At 71.6% G+C, this 14,888-nt stretch carries 13 protein-coding genes; 9 read left to right on the top strand and 4 right to left on the bottom strand.

Features of this window, described 5'->3' with window-relative positions; genetic code table 11:
- Nucleotides 1-131 precede the first annotated feature (131 nt).
- From ACWIF2_RS07225 to ACWIF2_RS07240, 4 genes are all read left to right on the top strand, one after another.
- A complete protein-coding gene (locus tag ACWIF2_RS07225; protein WP_454359111.1) occupies nt 132-3,026 on the top strand; it encodes a BTAD domain-containing putative transcriptional regulator in 2,895 nt (964 codons plus the stop codon).
- Complete coding sequence (locus ACWIF2_RS07230) at nt 3,023-3,760, top strand: prepilin peptidase (RefSeq protein WP_454359112.1); 738 nt, start codon at nt 3,023-3,025, stop codon at nt 3,758-3,760. The genes ACWIF2_RS07225 and ACWIF2_RS07230 overlap by 4 nt, the downstream gene beginning before the upstream one ends.
- 70 nt (nt 3,761-3,830) lie before the next feature.
- Complete coding sequence (mqnC, locus tag ACWIF2_RS07235; RefSeq protein ID WP_454359113.1) at nt 3,831-5,030, top strand: cyclic dehypoxanthinyl futalosine synthase; 1,200 nt, start codon at nt 3,831-3,833, stop codon at nt 5,028-5,030.
- 17 nt (nt 5,031-5,047) lie between these two features.
- Nucleotides 5,048-5,494 carry a hypothetical protein gene (locus ACWIF2_RS07240; protein ID WP_382489174.1) on the top strand — a complete coding sequence of 149 codons (447 nt, stop codon included), beginning with the start codon at nt 5,048-5,050 and terminating at the stop codon, nt 5,492-5,494.
- Nucleotides 5,495-5,538: 44 nt separating this feature from the next.
- On the opposite strand, the gene ACWIF2_RS07245 is transcribed toward ACWIF2_RS07240, so the two are convergent.
- Nucleotides 5,539-6,600: a chitinase gene (locus tag ACWIF2_RS07245; RefSeq protein WP_454359114.1), complete on the bottom strand. Its 1,062-nt coding sequence runs from the start codon at nt 6,598-6,600 to the stop codon at nt 5,539-5,541.
- 211 nt (nt 6,601-6,811) lie between these two features.
- On the opposite strand from ACWIF2_RS07245, the gene ACWIF2_RS07250 reads away from it, so the two are divergent.
- Genes ACWIF2_RS07250 through ACWIF2_RS07265 form a run of 4 tightly spaced genes read left to right on the top strand, consistent with a single transcriptional unit; the run spans nt 6,812 to nt 11,364 of the window.
- A complete protein-coding gene (locus ACWIF2_RS07250) occupies nt 6,812-7,294 on the top strand; it encodes a hypothetical protein (RefSeq protein WP_454359115.1) in 483 nt (160 codons plus the stop codon).
- A gap of 13 nt (nt 7,295-7,307) precedes the next feature.
- Nucleotides 7,308-9,539 (top strand): bifunctional polysaccharide deacetylase/glycosyltransferase family 2 protein, encoded by a 2,232-nt coding sequence (locus tag ACWIF2_RS07255; RefSeq protein ID WP_454359116.1) that lies wholly within the window; start codon nt 7,308-7,310, stop codon nt 9,537-9,539.
- Complete coding sequence (locus tag ACWIF2_RS07260; RefSeq protein WP_454359117.1) at nt 9,539-10,624, top strand: acyltransferase family protein; 1,086 nt, start codon at nt 9,539-9,541, stop codon at nt 10,622-10,624. The genes ACWIF2_RS07255 and ACWIF2_RS07260 overlap by 1 nt, the downstream gene beginning before the upstream one ends.
- A gap of 44 nt (nt 10,625-10,668) precedes the next feature.
- Nucleotides 10,669-11,364 carry a demethylmenaquinone methyltransferase gene (locus ACWIF2_RS07265; RefSeq protein ID WP_454359118.1) on the top strand — a complete coding sequence of 232 codons (696 nt, stop codon included), beginning with the start codon at nt 10,669-10,671 and terminating at the stop codon, nt 11,362-11,364.
- Nucleotides 11,365-11,383: 19 nt separating this feature from the next.
- Here ACWIF2_RS07265 and ACWIF2_RS07270 read toward each other — a convergent pair whose 3' ends face one another.
- A complete protein-coding gene (locus ACWIF2_RS07270) occupies nt 11,384-11,695 on the bottom strand; it encodes a PASTA domain-containing protein (protein ID WP_454359119.1) in 312 nt (103 codons plus the stop codon).
- 239 nt (nt 11,696-11,934) lie between these two features.
- Between ACWIF2_RS07270 and ACWIF2_RS07275 the strand changes: the two genes are divergently transcribed.
- Entirely contained in the window at nt 11,935-13,230 is a 1,296-nt protein-coding gene (locus ACWIF2_RS07275) for a geranylgeranyl reductase family protein (protein ID WP_454359120.1), read from the top strand.
- A gap of 44 nt (nt 13,231-13,274) precedes the next feature.
- Here ACWIF2_RS07275 and def read toward each other — a convergent pair whose 3' ends face one another.
- Together def and ACWIF2_RS07285 are read right to left on the bottom strand one after the other, a co-directional pair.
- A complete protein-coding gene (def, locus tag ACWIF2_RS07280; protein ID WP_454359121.1) occupies nt 13,275-13,901 on the bottom strand; it encodes a peptide deformylase in 627 nt (208 codons plus the stop codon).
- A 346-nt stretch (nt 13,902-14,247) separates the two neighbouring features.
- On the bottom strand, nt 14,248-14,888 hold a 641-nt coding region (locus ACWIF2_RS07285), incomplete at its 5' end, for a C40 family peptidase (protein WP_454359122.1).

A 14,888-nucleotide genomic window follows, 5' to 3' on the forward strand; every position in this document is an offset into this window, starting at 1 on the left:
ACGACCCCAGGACACCCGCCATGCCGCGACGCCGCACCTCAAGCTCGTCAAGCTCGACGGGAAGTACGACGGGAGCGACGGCCCCGACGACGGCCTCAGCGACGGCTCCGAGGAATCGGACGCCTCAGCCCGTGAGGATCCGGCGGCGGTCGTTCGGGGACTTCGTCAAGGCGTTCTTCGCCTTTGTCGCCCTGGCCGTGCTGCTCGTCGGCGTGCCGGGCGCGCTGGCGACGCAGATCGGGTGGCCGTTGCCGAACGGGGTGCCGAGCCTCGACTGGCTGCAGCAAGAGATCACCGTTCAGACGTTTCTGAACATCCTCACCGTCGTGGTGTGGCTGGCGTGGGCCCAGTTCACCGCCTGCGTGCTCGTCGAGATGAAGGCCGCGCTGTCCGGTGTCGGCGTGCCGGGGCGCGTGCCGGGCGCCGGGCCCAGTCAGTTGCTCGCGCGGCAGCTCGTCGCCGCGCTGCTGCTCGTCGGCGCCACGGCCGCCAGCTTCGCGCCCGGGCTGTCGCAGCTCGGGCAGACGTACGACGCCAACCAGAAGCCCACCGTCGCCTCGGCCCAGCAGACCCCGGGCGGTCTCTTCGCCCAGCAGCAGGAGCAGGCCGCCGACACCGCGTCCGCCCTCGCCGAGCAGGCCTCGCACGCCGCCTCGCACGCCGAGGCCGGCGGCAGCACCGCCAAGCAGGGCGACACGAAGTACTACCGGATCCAGCCGCCCGAGGGGCGTCACCACGACTCCCTGTGGGAGATAGCCGACCGGCACCTCGGTGACGGGCGTCGCTACAAGGAGATCTTCGAGCTCAACAAGGACCGGGTCCAGCCGGACGGGTCCAAGCTCTCCGAGGCCAGCCTCATCCGGCCCGGCTGGATCATGGAGATGCCGGGCGACGCCCGCGGCGGCGACCTCGTCGAGATGCCCGACGAGGCTCCCAACGTGTCGCCCGATGTGCAGCAGCAGATCAGCGACTACGCCCAGAGCGGCGATCACGCCCAGGGCGGAGGGGGAGCCGGGGCACAGGGCGGTGGAAACGAACACGCCGGCGGTGGCGCCTCCCAGGTGTCCCTGCCCGAGCAGCGGCCCGCCCCGGACACCGGTCACCAGCAGGCCACCGGCGTCGGCGCCGAGTCCGACAGCTCCTTCGGCCTGCCTGAAGCGCTTCTCACCGCTCCCCTTCTCGCCGCCGGTCTTCTCGGCGCCCTGGGGCGGCGGCGTCGGCAGGCGCTGTGGCAGTCGGCGTTCGGGGCCGTCGGCGGGCGGCGCGGCATGGAGCCGCCCACGCCGACCGGCGACGCCCAGGACGTCCAGGACGCGCTGCTCGTCGGCGCCGATCCCGAGGGCGTACGGCTGCTCGACCGGAGTCTGAGGGGGCTCGCCGCTTCCCTCGCCGAGGAGTCGCGCGCGCTGCCGGTCGTCTACGCGGCCTGGCTGAGCAACGGCGATCTGCACCTCCAGCTCGCCCAGCCCGCCGGGAAGCCGCCCGCCCCCTGGCAGCAGGGTCAGGACCAGACCTTCTGGATGCTGGCCAGGACCGACGCCGAGCGCTACGAGGACACCGACACGGCCGCTCCGTACCCGGGGCTGGTCAGCCTCGGCACCATGGACGACTCGCGGCTGCTGCTCAACCTGGAGGCGGTGCCCGGCATCGTCTCGCTGAGTGGCCGGGAGGCCGACCGGGCTGCCGTCTTCGCGTCCGTCGCCGCCGAGTTGGCGACCAACGGGTGGTCCGACCGCATGACCATCACGCTCGTCGGCTTCGGTGAGGACCTGACGCCGCTCGCCCCCAACCGGATCCGGCACCTCGAGGACATCGAGGCGCTCGTCGAGACCATGGAGGCCGAGACGCGGCAGCGGCGCGGCGCCCTGGGCGCGGCCGGGCACGACTCCGTGCTCACCGGCCGCACCGGCCCGGCCCAGCACACCCGCTGGGCCCCGCACCTCGTCCTCCTCGCCGCCCACCCGTCCGCCGAGGACGCCGTCAAGCTCGCCGAACTCGCCGCCGACGCCGGCCGTCTCGGCATCGGCTACCTCGTCGGCACCGAGACCGGCGATCTGCCTGGTGCCGCCTGGGAGATGGAGATCACCGGCCAGGGCAAGCTGCTCGCGCCCCTGCTCGGGCTCGAACTCGACGCCCAGCTGCTGCCCGCCGCCCAACAGCGTGCCGTGGTCGAGCTGTTCACCGACGCCGACCCCGAGCGCGAGACCGACGGGCCCGCGACCACTCCGCCGTTCCTCGTCGACATCAGCGAGCAGGGACGGCCGGCCGTCTACGCGAGGCTCGTTGGGCCGTACGAGATCATCGGCCTGGACACCCCGGACGGGGAGCGCAGCGCGCTGCTGCACGAGGCGCTCGCCATGCTGCTCCTGCACCGCGAGGGCGTGCACCCGCGCGTGCTGTCCTCCGCGCTGTGGCCGCGCGGCGTCACCGACGACGTACGCGACGCGCTCCTGGACCGGCTGCGCGTGTGGCTCGGCGCCGACCCGGACGGCACGCCCCGCCTCGGCCGGGACGGAACGGGGCGGCTCACGCTCGCCAAGTCCGTCGTGTCCGACCTGGACGTGCTGCGCTCGCTCTACCACGAGGCCACGCAGGGCAAGGGCGTCGACAGCCGGGCCGTGCGCGGGCGGCTGCTCACCGACGCGCTCGTGCTGGTGCGCGGGCCGCTGATCGCCGACCGGCCCGAGGGCCGCTACCGGTGGCTCACCCACGAGATCGTCGACGCCCAGCTGCCCCTGCTCGTCGCGGACACCGGGCTCGCGCTGTGCGAGTTCCACATGGAGAAGAACCGCGCGGAGAAGGCCATCGAGGCCCTCAACGCGGCCCTGCGCACCGCCCCGGCCGACGAGCGCCTGTGGCACGAGCTGCTGCGCGCCACCCACGCCACCGGCGACACGTCCCAGCTCACCGCGCTCGCCACCGACCTCATCAGTCGCAGCGGGGCCCGGGGCCTGCCGCCGCGTACCGAGGCACTGCTCGACGAGCTGCTGCCGACGTGGCGCGACGCGATCGCCGCGGTGGGATGAACACCGGGCTGCTGATCATCGCCGCCGCGCTCTGGGGCGCGGCGGCGGGGTCCTTCCTGCCGCGCGCGGCCTATCGCTTCTCGGCCCCGGCGGGCGAGCCGTGGCACGACAGCTGCCCCGGCGGGCATGCCCTCAAGGGCTGGCTGGGCCGTGCCGCCTGCCACGAGTGTCCGGAGCGCGAGGACGCCGGATACGGTCCGCGCACGACCCCCCTGACCATCGCCACCGCCCTCGTCTGCGCCGCCCTCGCCGCCGCCACCGGCACCCGTCCCGAGCTCGGCGTCTGGCTGCTGCTCGCCCCCGTCGGGGTCCTGCTGACGGCCGTCGACTTCCGGGTGCGACGGCTGCCCGACCCGCTCACGCTCCCGTTCGCCGGGGCCGCGCTCGCCCTGCTCGGCCTCACCGCGCTGGTGCCCGAGCACGCGGGGGAGTGGACGACCGCCCTGCTCGGCTCGCTGGCGCTCGGCGGCGGCTACTTCGTGCTGTTCCTCATCAACCCCGCGGGCATGGGCTTCGGCGACGTCAAGCTCGCCCTGGGCGCGGGGGCGGTCCTCGGCTGGTACGGCTGGCCGACCGTGATGCTCGGCACCTTCGCCGGTTTTCTGCTGGGCGCACTGTACGGCGGTGCCCTCGTGGTCGCACGGCGGGCGTCGCGCAAGACGGCGATCGCGTTCGGGCCGTTCCTGATCACGGGCGCCCTGCTGGGACTGCTCGTGGGTGCCTACACGGCCTGACGTCCTGCTCTCAGCAGCCCTGGCGTACGCTGGGCTGGTCCGTCCACAACCCTTACGAAAGGGACGCCCGGTGACCGAGAAGGCCGACCTTCAGCCCATCCTCGACCGCGCAGCCGCCGGTGGGCGGATCACCCCGGACGAGGCGCTCGTGCTGTACCGGGACGCCCCGCTGCACGCGCTGGGCGCCGCCGCCGACGCCGTACGCCGCCGCCGGTACGCCGGGACCGAGCACATCGCGACGTACATCATCGAGCGCAACATCAACTACACGAACGTGTGCGTCACGGCGTGCAAGTTCTGCGCCTTCTACGCCCCGCCGAAGGCCAAGGACAAGGGCTGGACGCGCGACCTCGACGACATCCTGCGCCGGTGCGCGGAGACCGTCGAGCTGGGCGGCACCCAGATCATGTTCCAGGGCGGCCACCACCCGGACTACGGCGTCGAGTACTACGAGAAGCACTTCGCCGCGATCAAGAAGGAATTCCCGCAGCTGGTCATCCACAGCCTGGGGGCGTCCGAGGTCGAGCACATGGCCCGGATCTCCAAGGTGAGCGTCGAGGAGGCGATCCAGCGCATCCACGCCGCCGGGCTCGACTCCTTCGCCGGTGCCGGTGCCGAGCTGCTGCCCGAGCGGCCCCGCAAGGCCATCGCCCCGCTCAAGGAGTCCGGCGAGCGCTGGCTGGAGATCATGGAGATCGCGCACGGGCTGGGCGTGGAGTCGACGTCCACCATGCTGATGGGCACCGGCGAGACCAACGCCGAGCGCATCGAGCACCTGCGGATGATCCGGGACGTGCAGGACCGCACGGGCGGCTTCCGCGCCTTCATCCCGTACACCTACCAGCCCGAGAACAACCACCTGAAGGGCCGCACGCAGGCCACGCTCTTCGAGTACCTGCGGATGATCGCGATCGCGCGGCTGTTCATGGACAACATCGCCCACATTCAGGGCTCCTGGCTGACCACGGGCAAGGAGGTCGGCCAGCTCTCCCTGCACTACGGCGCCGACGACCTCGGTTCGATCATGCTGGAGGAGAACGTGGTGTCGTCGGCCGGCGCCAAGCACCGCTCCAACCGGCTGGAGATCATCGACCTGATCCGCAAGGCCGGGCGGGTGCCCGCCCAGCGGGCGACCACGTACGAGCACCTCGTCGTGCACGACGACCCGGCGAACGACCCCGCCGACGACCGCGTGGCCTCGCACATCTCGTCCACGGCCATCGAGGGCGGCACGGCTCACCCCGAGCTCAAGCTGCTCGCCCCCAACTAGGCCGCTGCGGGGAAGAGTTGGAGACGATTCACACGGCGGACGCGGTCCGTGTCACCTGGGACTCCGATCCCGTCAAGAACGGCGCCGTGGTCGTCGGGCGGGACCGGATCGGTGCCGTCGGGAAACTCGACGACGTGCGCGAGGCGTTCCCGAAGGCCCGGGTGCGCAGCTGGCCCGGGACCCTCGGCCCCGCCCACGTCCACGAGGGCCCGCTCCCGGACGCCCCGAGCCCGCGCGAGCGTGTCCACGCGGTGCTGAAGCTCGGCGCGGTGGCGGTCCTCGAGGAGTACGTCGACTCGGCGGAACTCCGGTCCGCCGCCGAGCGCAACGACGTCGTCGTCCTGCCGCGCACGCGCCGCACCGTCCTCGTCCCGACCGGCCGGGCCGACCTCGCCGTCTTCGACGAGGCGGGGGAGTGCGTCGCGACGGTGTGCGCGGGGCGGCTGGTGCACAGGCGGCGCTGAGCAGCGCCTTTTGAAGCGCGCTCTTCAAGCGCCTTGTTGATCCGTCAGCCCGCGAACTCCTCCGCGAACGCCCCCGAACTCTGCTTCACCCCACTGCAGTCGGTCGCCGGCTTGTCGGTCTTCGCCCCGTCCGCGCACTGCCGGTCCCGGGCCGCCGACCACATCGACACCCACCCGATGCCCTTGCCCTCGGCGAAGGCGCGGACCTCGGCGGCGTCGGCGAGCGTGAAGGTCTCGCCTGCGACGTCGTTGACACCGATCATCGAGGTGAGCGCCATGCCCCGCCAGGCGGTCGTGTCCGACGTGCCGAAGACCTTCTTCAACTGGGTGTGCGAGGCCTTCGCGGCCGCGAGGGCGTAGCCGCCCATGTCGCCGTCGAACGAGCTGCCGTAGTTCATCGTCATCAGATTGACGGTGGCGACCTTCACGCCGTTGTCGTTGGCGGAGGCGAGGAGCGCCAGGCTGTCCTTGCCGAGGCCCGAGGGCATCACCGGCAGTGTGAAGGAGACCTCCAGGTCGTCCCGCTCCTGCTGCAACCGGGCGATCGCCTTCGAACGCAGGGCGATGGAGGCGGAGTCGGCCAACTCGTCGCCCTCGATGTCGAAGTCGGCCCGGGTGGCGCCGGCCGCGTCGAGGGCCTTGCCGTATGCCGCCGCCAGCTCCGAGGCGCTGTCGCAGGCCGCCGCGAGTTCCTTGCCGGAGGCGCCGCCGAAGGAGACCCGGACCTGAGCGCCGTCCTTCTTGAGCGCTTCGATACGGGACTTCACCGCCGAGTCGCCGAGGGCGTCCGTGCCGTTCCAGCGCGGGGTGCAGCCGCTGCCGCCGGCCAGCACGAAGGCCAGGTTGTACGTCGTGGGAGAGCCCGCGGAGTCGGTGGCGGCGGCGTCCTTGGCGTCGACGTACGGGGCGTACGAGGTCGTACCCGAGGTGCCGGACCCGGACTCGGCTCCGGACTCGGCCCCGGACTCGGCAGGGGACGAGGCGCTGGGCGCGGCTGACGCCGGGGGTGCCGGGCGGGCCGCCTCGCCCTGCTCGGAGCAGGCCGTACCGGCCAGGGCGAGCAGACAGCTCAGCCCGACCGCCGCCCGCTTCCGGTGACTCCTCATAGCGCACGCTCCCGTTCTCGTGAGGTCATAAAGGTCCAAACCCCCAGTACGTTTCCCGGCAGCAAACGTCTCACGACGATGGGCGCTGAAAACGAGTTCCGCAGGAGTTCCCGACAACTCTCAGAGAAAGGACAGCTTCGCTCGTTTCTCATGGGTCTCTCACATCAGAACCCAAGTTTATGGCACATAAAGCCCGCCTACTGTCCGGGGAATGCATTCCGAGCCTGCCATCGAAAGCCGCGTCACCCGCGGTCGCCGCCGCAAACGCGGCAACGAGTCCGCCGAAGGGCCCGTGTTCGTTGACAACTCCGGACGCCGGGCCCGGCTGCTGCGCCGGATCGGTCTCCTCCTGGGAGTCGTCTGCCTCGGGTACGCGGCCGTTCTCGGCGCGGCCTTCATGGGCTGGGGCACCTCGCTCACACCGTCGCAGCTGCTGCCGTTCGCGGGCGCGGGGCCAGGCGGTGGCGGGCCGCAGGACGGAGGGCCGCAGGACGGAGGGCCGCAAGACGGAGGGCCGGAAGGCGATGGGCTGGGCGGCCCGGGCGCCGCCCCGCCGAGCGGTGCCCCGTCGGCTCCGCCGCAGGTCACCGAAGACGGCGCCGCAGGTGCCATCACGTCCCCGTCCACCACGTCCCCGTCCGCCGCATCCCCGTCCGCCTCGGCCTCCGCTGCCGCGGGCGCGGGCACTGACTGACGGGAGCCGCCGTATGACCACGACCACCCCCTCACGCGGCCGCCGCCGCGCCCCCTCCCGGATGGAGCGGGCCGCCGGCAAGGCCGCCGCGCTGCAGAAGCCGCGCGTCATCCTCGCCTTGCTGCTCCTGCTCGCGCTGATCTGCGTGATGCTCCTCGACGGCTATCTGCGCGCCGAGGTCGGCGGCGACCAGCGCGTGCGCACCGGGGCCAGCTCCAGCGACGTACCGGACGACGTCCTGGACGGCGGGCCGATCGTCACCTTCCGCGGCGGACAGGCCACGACCGTCTCCGTCCCCGACAAGACGATCGCGCTCACCTTCGACGACGGGCCCAACCCGACCTGGACGCCCCAGGTGCTGGCGATCCTCGAGAAGTACGACGTGCCCGCCACGTTCTTCCTGGTCGGCTCGATGGTGTCGCGCTACCCGGGCATCGTGTCGGACATGGTCGAGCAGGGCCACGAGGTGGGGATCCACACCTTCACGCACGTCGACCTGTCGTACCAGAGCGACGCCCGCGTCCGGCGCGAGATGGAGCAGACCCAGCTCGCGCTGGCGGGCGCGGCCGGCATCACGACCACCCTGTTCCGGGCGCCCTATTCCTCGGAGACGGACGCCATCGACAACTACAGCTGGCCCGTCTACAAGAAGCTCGGCCAGGACGGCTACACCAGCGTCTTCGTCGACACCGACAGCGACGACTGGAAGCGGCCGGGCGCCTCGAAGATCGTCCAGTGGGCCACGCCGAAGAAGAACAAGGGCGCGTCGGTCCTCTTCCACGACGCGGGCGGCGAGCGCTCGCAGACGATCAAGGCGCTGCCGGAGTACATCGAGAAGATGCGGGCGAAGGGGTACTCCTTCACCACCATCAGCGGCGTCATGGAACAGGAGCGCGGCGGCACCGGGCAGCAGCAGCCCGGTGCCGGCCCCCAGAACACCGCGAACTCCCTCCAGGCCGCCCACCGCGAGGCCACCGGCGCGATCCTCTACGAGGGCAAGGCCCTGGTCGCGGCCGTGGCCGTCGCCGAGTGGGCCGTGCCGACTCTGTCCGTCGGCCTGATGGTGGTCGGCGTGGCCGTCATGGGCCGCTTCGGGATGATGCTCATCCTCGCCCGCCGTCACTACCGGCTGCGCAACAGGCGCCGCTTCAGCTGGGGGCCGACGGTCACCCGGCCGGTGAGCGTGATCGTCCCGGCGTACAACGAGAAGGAGTGCATCGCCAATACCCTCGACTCGCTGGCGCGGAGCACGCATCCGATCGAGATCATCGTCGTGGACGACGGCTCCACGGACGGCACGGCCGACATCGCCGAGTCCCTCGGCATGCCCAACGTGCGCGTAATCCGCCAGGCCAACGCGGGCAAGCCGGCCGCCCTCAACAACGGCGTACGGAACGCGGCTCACGACATCGTCGTGATGATGGACGGCGACACCGTCTTCGAGCCGGACACCGTACGGCAGCTCGTCCAGCCCTTCGCCGACCCGGAGGTCGGCGCGGTCGCGGGCAACGCCAAGGTCGGCAACCGCACCACCGTCATCGGCGCCTGGCAGCACATCGAGTACGTGATGGGCTTCAACCTGGACCGGCGCATGTACGACCTGCTGCGCTGCATGCCGACCATCCCCGGCGCGATCGGCGCGTTCCGCCGCGAGGCGGTGCTCCAGGTCGGCGGCATGAGCGAGGACACCCTCGCCGAGGACACCGACATCACCATCGCGATGCACCGCGCGGGATGGCGGGTCGTCTACCAGGAGCACGCGCGCGCGTGGACCGAGGCGCCGGGCTCGCTCAAGCAGCTCTGGTCCCAGCGCTACCGCTGGTCGTACGGCACGATGCAGGCGCTGTGGAAGCACCGCAAGTCCCTCACGGACAAGGGGGCTTCGGGGCGTTTCGGGCGGGTCGGCATGCCGCTGGTGGTGCTGTTCCAGATCGTCACGCCGGTCTTCGCGCCCCTCATCGACGTGTTCACGGCCTACTCGATGATCTTCGTCGACTTCACGGCGGCGCTGCTGGCCTGGCTGGCGGTGCTCGGGGTCCAGCTGGTGTGCGCGGCGTACGCCTTCCGCCTGGACCGCGAGAAGTACCGCTATCTGCTGATGATGCCGCTCCAGCAACTCGCCTACCGGCAGATGATGTACCTCGTCCTCATCCACTCCTGCGTCACCGCCCTCACCGGCGGCCGGCTGCGCTGGCAGAAGCTGAAGCGGACCGGCGAGGTCGGCACCCCGGCGGGTGCGGGCTGATGGGGGCGCACAGCAGGACGGCCGAGCGGGCACTCCCGGAGACCGGCGCCCGCCCGGCGCGCGACCGCTACTTCGACACCCTTCGCGCGGTCGCGCTCGTCCGCGTCGTCACGTACCACACCTTCGGCTGGGCCTGGGCCGGGCTGGTCTTCCCCTCCATGGGGGTCATGTTCGCCCTGGCCGGCACCCTCATGGCGCGGTCCCTCCAGCGCCCCGCGCTCACGGTGATCAGGAGCCGCGTCCGCCGGCTGCTGCCGCCCTTCTGGTTCTGGGGCGTGTTCGTCGTCGGCGCGATGCTGGTGCACGGCTGGATGCCGGGCTGGCAGATCGTCTACTGGGTGGTGCCGCTCGGCGACCCGCCCGGCAACGCCTGGGGCGAGCAGGCCTGGGAGATCCTCTGGTACCTGCGGACCTACCTCTGGTTCGTGCTGCTCTCCCCGCTCCTGCTGCGGGTCTTCCGGCTCGCCCCCGTCCCGGTGCTGCTGCTGTCGCTGACACCGGTCCTGGCCTTCCAGTTCGTGTGGCAGCCGCCGGACGACAGGCTCGGTGCCGCGCTGTGGGACCTGGCGACGTTCCTGTTCTGCTGGCTCCTCGGCTTCGCGCACCACGACGGTGTCCTGGCCCGGCTGAAGCCCGCCGCGGTGCTCCCGCTCGCGCTCGGCGCCCTCGCGTACGGCGGCTGGTACGCCCTTGCGCACCAGGGCGAGTACGGCACGTACGACCTCGACGAGAACCCGCTCGCGCAGGCCTTCTGGTCGGCGGGGTTCGTGACGCTCCTGATGTACGCCAAGGCCCGCTTCCGGACCGACTTCGCGGGACTCGCCCGGTTCCGGCGGCTGGACCGGCTCGTCACCGTCTTCAACGCCCGGGCCGTGACGCTCTACCTGTGGCACGAGATCGCCCTGATCCTCGCCGTACCGCTGATCGACCTGTTCTGGGACGTGCCCGCCTTCGAGGCGTACCTGCCGCTGGACAGTCAGTGGTTCATGTTCGGTGTGGGCTGGGTGCTGATCGGGATGTTCGTGCTGCTGTGCGGGTGGGTGGAGGACGTGGCGGCACGGAGGAAGCCGAGGCTCCTGCCGTGAGGACCCTCGGAGGCCCTTCGCGGACGTCCTGCAAGAATGGGCGCGTGACCCGCGCATCCCTGGACAAGCAGCCGCACGAAGTCGCCTCGATGTTCGACGACGTGGCGGAACGGTACGACCTGACCAACGACGTGCTGTCCCTCGGCCAGGACCGGCGCTGGCGCAAGGAGGTCGCCAAGGCGGTCGACGCGCGCCCCGCGCAGAAGGTCCTCGACCTGGCGGCGGGCACCGGCACCTCCTCGCTGCCCTTCGCGCAGACCGGTGCCTACGTCGTCCCGTGCGACTTCTCCCAGGGCATGCTCCAGGTCGGCAAGCAGCGCCGGCCCTGGCTGCCCTACACCGCCGGCGACGCGACGAAGCTCCCCTTCAAGGACGACACCTTCGACGCCGTCACCATCTCCTTCGGGCTGCGCAACGTGCAGGACACGGACGCGGCCCTGCGGGAGATGCAGCGCGTGACCCGGCCCGGTGGGCGGATCGTGATCTGCGAGTTCTCGCACCCGACGTGGGCGCCGTTCCGCACGGTCTACACCGAGTACCTGATGCGCGCCCTGCCGCCGGTCGCGCGCGCCGTATCCTCCAACCCCGACGCCTACGTCTACCTCGCCGAGTCCATCCGCGCCTGGCCCGACCAGCCCGCGCTGGCGGAGCGGCTGGGCAAGGCCGGCTGGTCGCGGGTGGCCTGGCGCAACCTGAGCGGCGGGATCGTGGCCCTGCACCGGGGCTTCAAGGAGAGCTGACCCCGCCGGGAGCCGGCCTCTACGGGGAGCTGAGAACCATGTACGGGTCGCCCGGCTCGTCCAGCTCCCGCTGGAGTCCGCCCCTGGGCGGTCTCGGGACCCGCGGCTCGTGCACGCCTCCGCCGCCCTCGCCGGGGCCGAAGTCGAACCACACGTAGACCATCGAGTCCCGCGGCACCTCGGCCTCAGGCTGCGGGTACTGGCGTACGACGTAGTCGACGACGGCGAGATGGAAGTCGGGCCGGTCCGGCGCGTTGAGAAGAAGGCCCCGCGCCCGGGCCGTCTCGCGCGCGTCCACGGCCATCAGACCGACCAGACGCGGTACGCGCACTTCGGGTGCTTTGCGGGATATCTGCACAGATGTCACCCCCAGCGGTACAGGAAGGGTAACTCCGGTCTCACGCCGCCCGGAAGCGATGGGTGTCTTTCTGTGACAGTCGATTACGCTCCGTCAACAGGGGCTCGGTTCGTGTAGGCAGCCCTTCAGCCGGGTGATCAACACCGCTGCATAGACTGCCCGTGTCCTGTGCCCGCCGGCACACAGATTCCGAAGCTTGGGGAGATCCCGCCGTGACCGTCGTGACCGAGCCTCTCTCCGAGAACACCGCCGATGTGATCGTCGTGGGCGCGGGGCCGGCCGGCTCCACGACCGCCTACCACCTCGCCAAGGCGGGACTCGACGTCCTCCTGCTGGAGAAGACCGCGTTCCCGCGCGAGAAGGTCTGCGGCGACGGCCTCACGCCGCGCGCCGTCAAACAGCTGGTGGCGATGGGCATCGACATCTCGGAGGAGGCGGGCTGGCTGCGCAACAAGGGCCTGCGGATCATCGGCGGCGGAGTGCGGCTCCAGCTCGACTGGCCGGATCTCGCCTCCTTCCCCGACTACGGCCTCGTCCGCAAGCGCGACGACTTCGACGACCAGCTCGCCCGGCAGGCCCAGAAGGCGGGCGCCCGGCTGTTCGAGCGCTGCAACGTGGGCGCGCCGATCCTGGACGACCGCACGGGCCGGATCACCGGCGTGCACGCCAAGCTCGGTGAGGACAAGCGCGAGGTCACCTTCCACGCGCCGCTCGTCGTCGCCGCCGACGGCAACTCCACCCGCCTCTCCCTCGCGATGGGCCTGCACCGCCGCGAGGACCGCCCGATGGGCGTGGCCGTACGGACGTACTTCGAGAGCCCCCGCCACGAGGACGACTACCTGGAGTCCTGGCTGGAGCTCTGGGACCGCCGCGGCCCGGGGGAGGACCGGCTGCTGCCCGGCTACGGCTGGATCTTCGGCATGGGCGACGGCACCTCGAACGTCGGCCTGGGCGTGCTCAACACCTCCGACTCCTTCAAGGAGCTGGACTGGCGCGAGGTGCTGAAGGCCTGGTGCGCGTCCATGCCGGAGGACTGGGGCTACACCCCCGACAACATGACCGGCCCGATCCGCGGCGCCGCCCTGCCCATGGCCTTCAACCGCCAGCCGCACTACACCAAGGGCCTGCTGCTCGTCGGTGACGCCGGCGGCCTGGTGAACCCCTTCAACGGCGAAGGCATCGCCTACGCCATGGAGTCCGGCCAGATCGCCGCCGACGTCATCGTCCAGGCACACGCCCGCTCCACCCCGGCCCGGCGCGAGCTGGCGCTCCAGCGCTATCCGCGCTTGCTCAAGGACACCTACGGCGGCTACTACACGCTCGGCCGTGCCTTCGTGAAGCTCATCGGCAACCCGAAGGTCATGCAGATCGCCACCCAGCGCGGTCTCACGCACCCGATGCTGATGAAGTTCACGCTGAAGCTCCTCGCGAACCTCACGGACCCGACCGGGGGCGACGCGATGGACCGCATCATCAACGGGCTGAGCAAGGTGGCCCCGAAGGCCTGATCACGCGCGCGGCGCTCTGCCTGAATCAGGGACTCAGCGCCTCATCAGGCACTCAGCGCCTCGACGTTGGCGGCCCGGCGCGCGAGCACCTCGTCCCGCCGGTCCGCCACCTGCCGCAGCGCGTCCTTCCGCTCCCGCTTGGAGAGCCGGTCCAGATAGAGCTGCCCGGCGCAGTGGTCGGCCTCGTGGGCGAGGCAGCGGGCGAAGTACCCCGTGCCCTCGATGACGACCGGCTCGCCGTCCTTGTCGAACCCGCGCACGACGGCCCGGTCCGGCCGCGGTACGTCCATCGTGGCGCCCGGCACCGACAGGCACCCCTCGCCCTCGTCGAGCAGCCTCCGGTGGGCGGCGTCGAGCGGCTCCAGGACCGGGTTGACGATGTGCCCGACGTGCCGCACCCCGTCGTCGTCCGGGCAGTCGTACACGAACAGCCGCAGGTCGACACCGACCTGGTTCGCCGCGAGTCCGGCTCCGTCCGCGATGTACATCGTCAGGAACATGTCGTCGATGAGCGCGGCGAGGTCCGGGCCGAACTCGGTGACGTCCCGGCACGGCTTGTGCAGGACCTCCTCGCCGACCTCGGTGATCCGCCGGACCTTCCCCTGCCGGGCCTCGGGCGCGAGCCGCGGGTAGGAGTCGACGGGCCGTCCTTGCACGAAGACGCTGGGCATGTGGCTCTCCTCGGGTGTCGGTTGTGGTGACCGGCACTCATCACAGCAGAGCCCGGGTGCCCGTCCCAGGAGGAGTCCGGCCACACCGGACCGCCGGGCGCGGGGACGGCCGGAGCGGGCGTGGGGACGGCCGGAGCGGGCGCGCGGACGGCCGGAGGGGCCAGAGGGCCGTCTGAGCCCTGCGCCACGGCGCGGCCCACTCCGGGCACACCGCGACCCCGAAAGGCCGGGAGACGGCCCGTGAGGGCGGCAGGAGGGGGTGCGGACACGCGGCAGGAGGGGTGCGGACACGCCGGGAGGGCCGCTGCCGGCGGTGGCAGCGGCCCTCAAGCCCGTGTGCGTGACGTCAGAGGACGCGTACCGCGCCCGACGCCGGGTAACCCGACAGGTCCTGGATGACGACGCCCTTGGACGGGTTGGCCGCGTCCAGGTACTGGCCGTCTCCGATGTAGACACCCACGTGGTACGCCGAGCCCTTGCCACCCCAGTAGAGGATGTCGCCGACCTGGACGTTGGACAGCGGCACGTCCGTGCCGGCCATCGACTGGTCCTGCGAGACGCGCGGCAGGTCCACACCAACCTGCTTGTACGCGGCCTGCACCAGGGAGGAGCAGTCCCAGGCGCTGGGACCGGTGGCGCCCATGACGTAGGCGTCGCCGACCTGTGCCTTGAGGAAGGCGATGACGGTCGCGACGCTGCCGCTGGCGGGCGCGGTCGTCGAGGTGGACGTCGAAGCGGAGGCGGAGGCGGAGAGGGTGGCGCGCTCGGCGCTGCGCGTGGCGCGCTCGGCGGCGGCCTTGCGGGCTTCCTCGGCGGCCTTCTTCTTGGCCTCCGCCTTCTTCTTCGCCTCGGCGAGGTCCTTCTTGGCCTCGGTGGCGGCCTTGGCGGCGGCTGCGTCACGCTCGGCGCGCAGCTCGTAGTTCGCGGCCGCCTGCTGAGTGGCGGCCGCGGACTGGGCGACCTGAGTGGCCATGTCGGCCGTCAGGG

This window comes from Streptomyces sp. NPDC055506 (assembly GCF_053643595.1).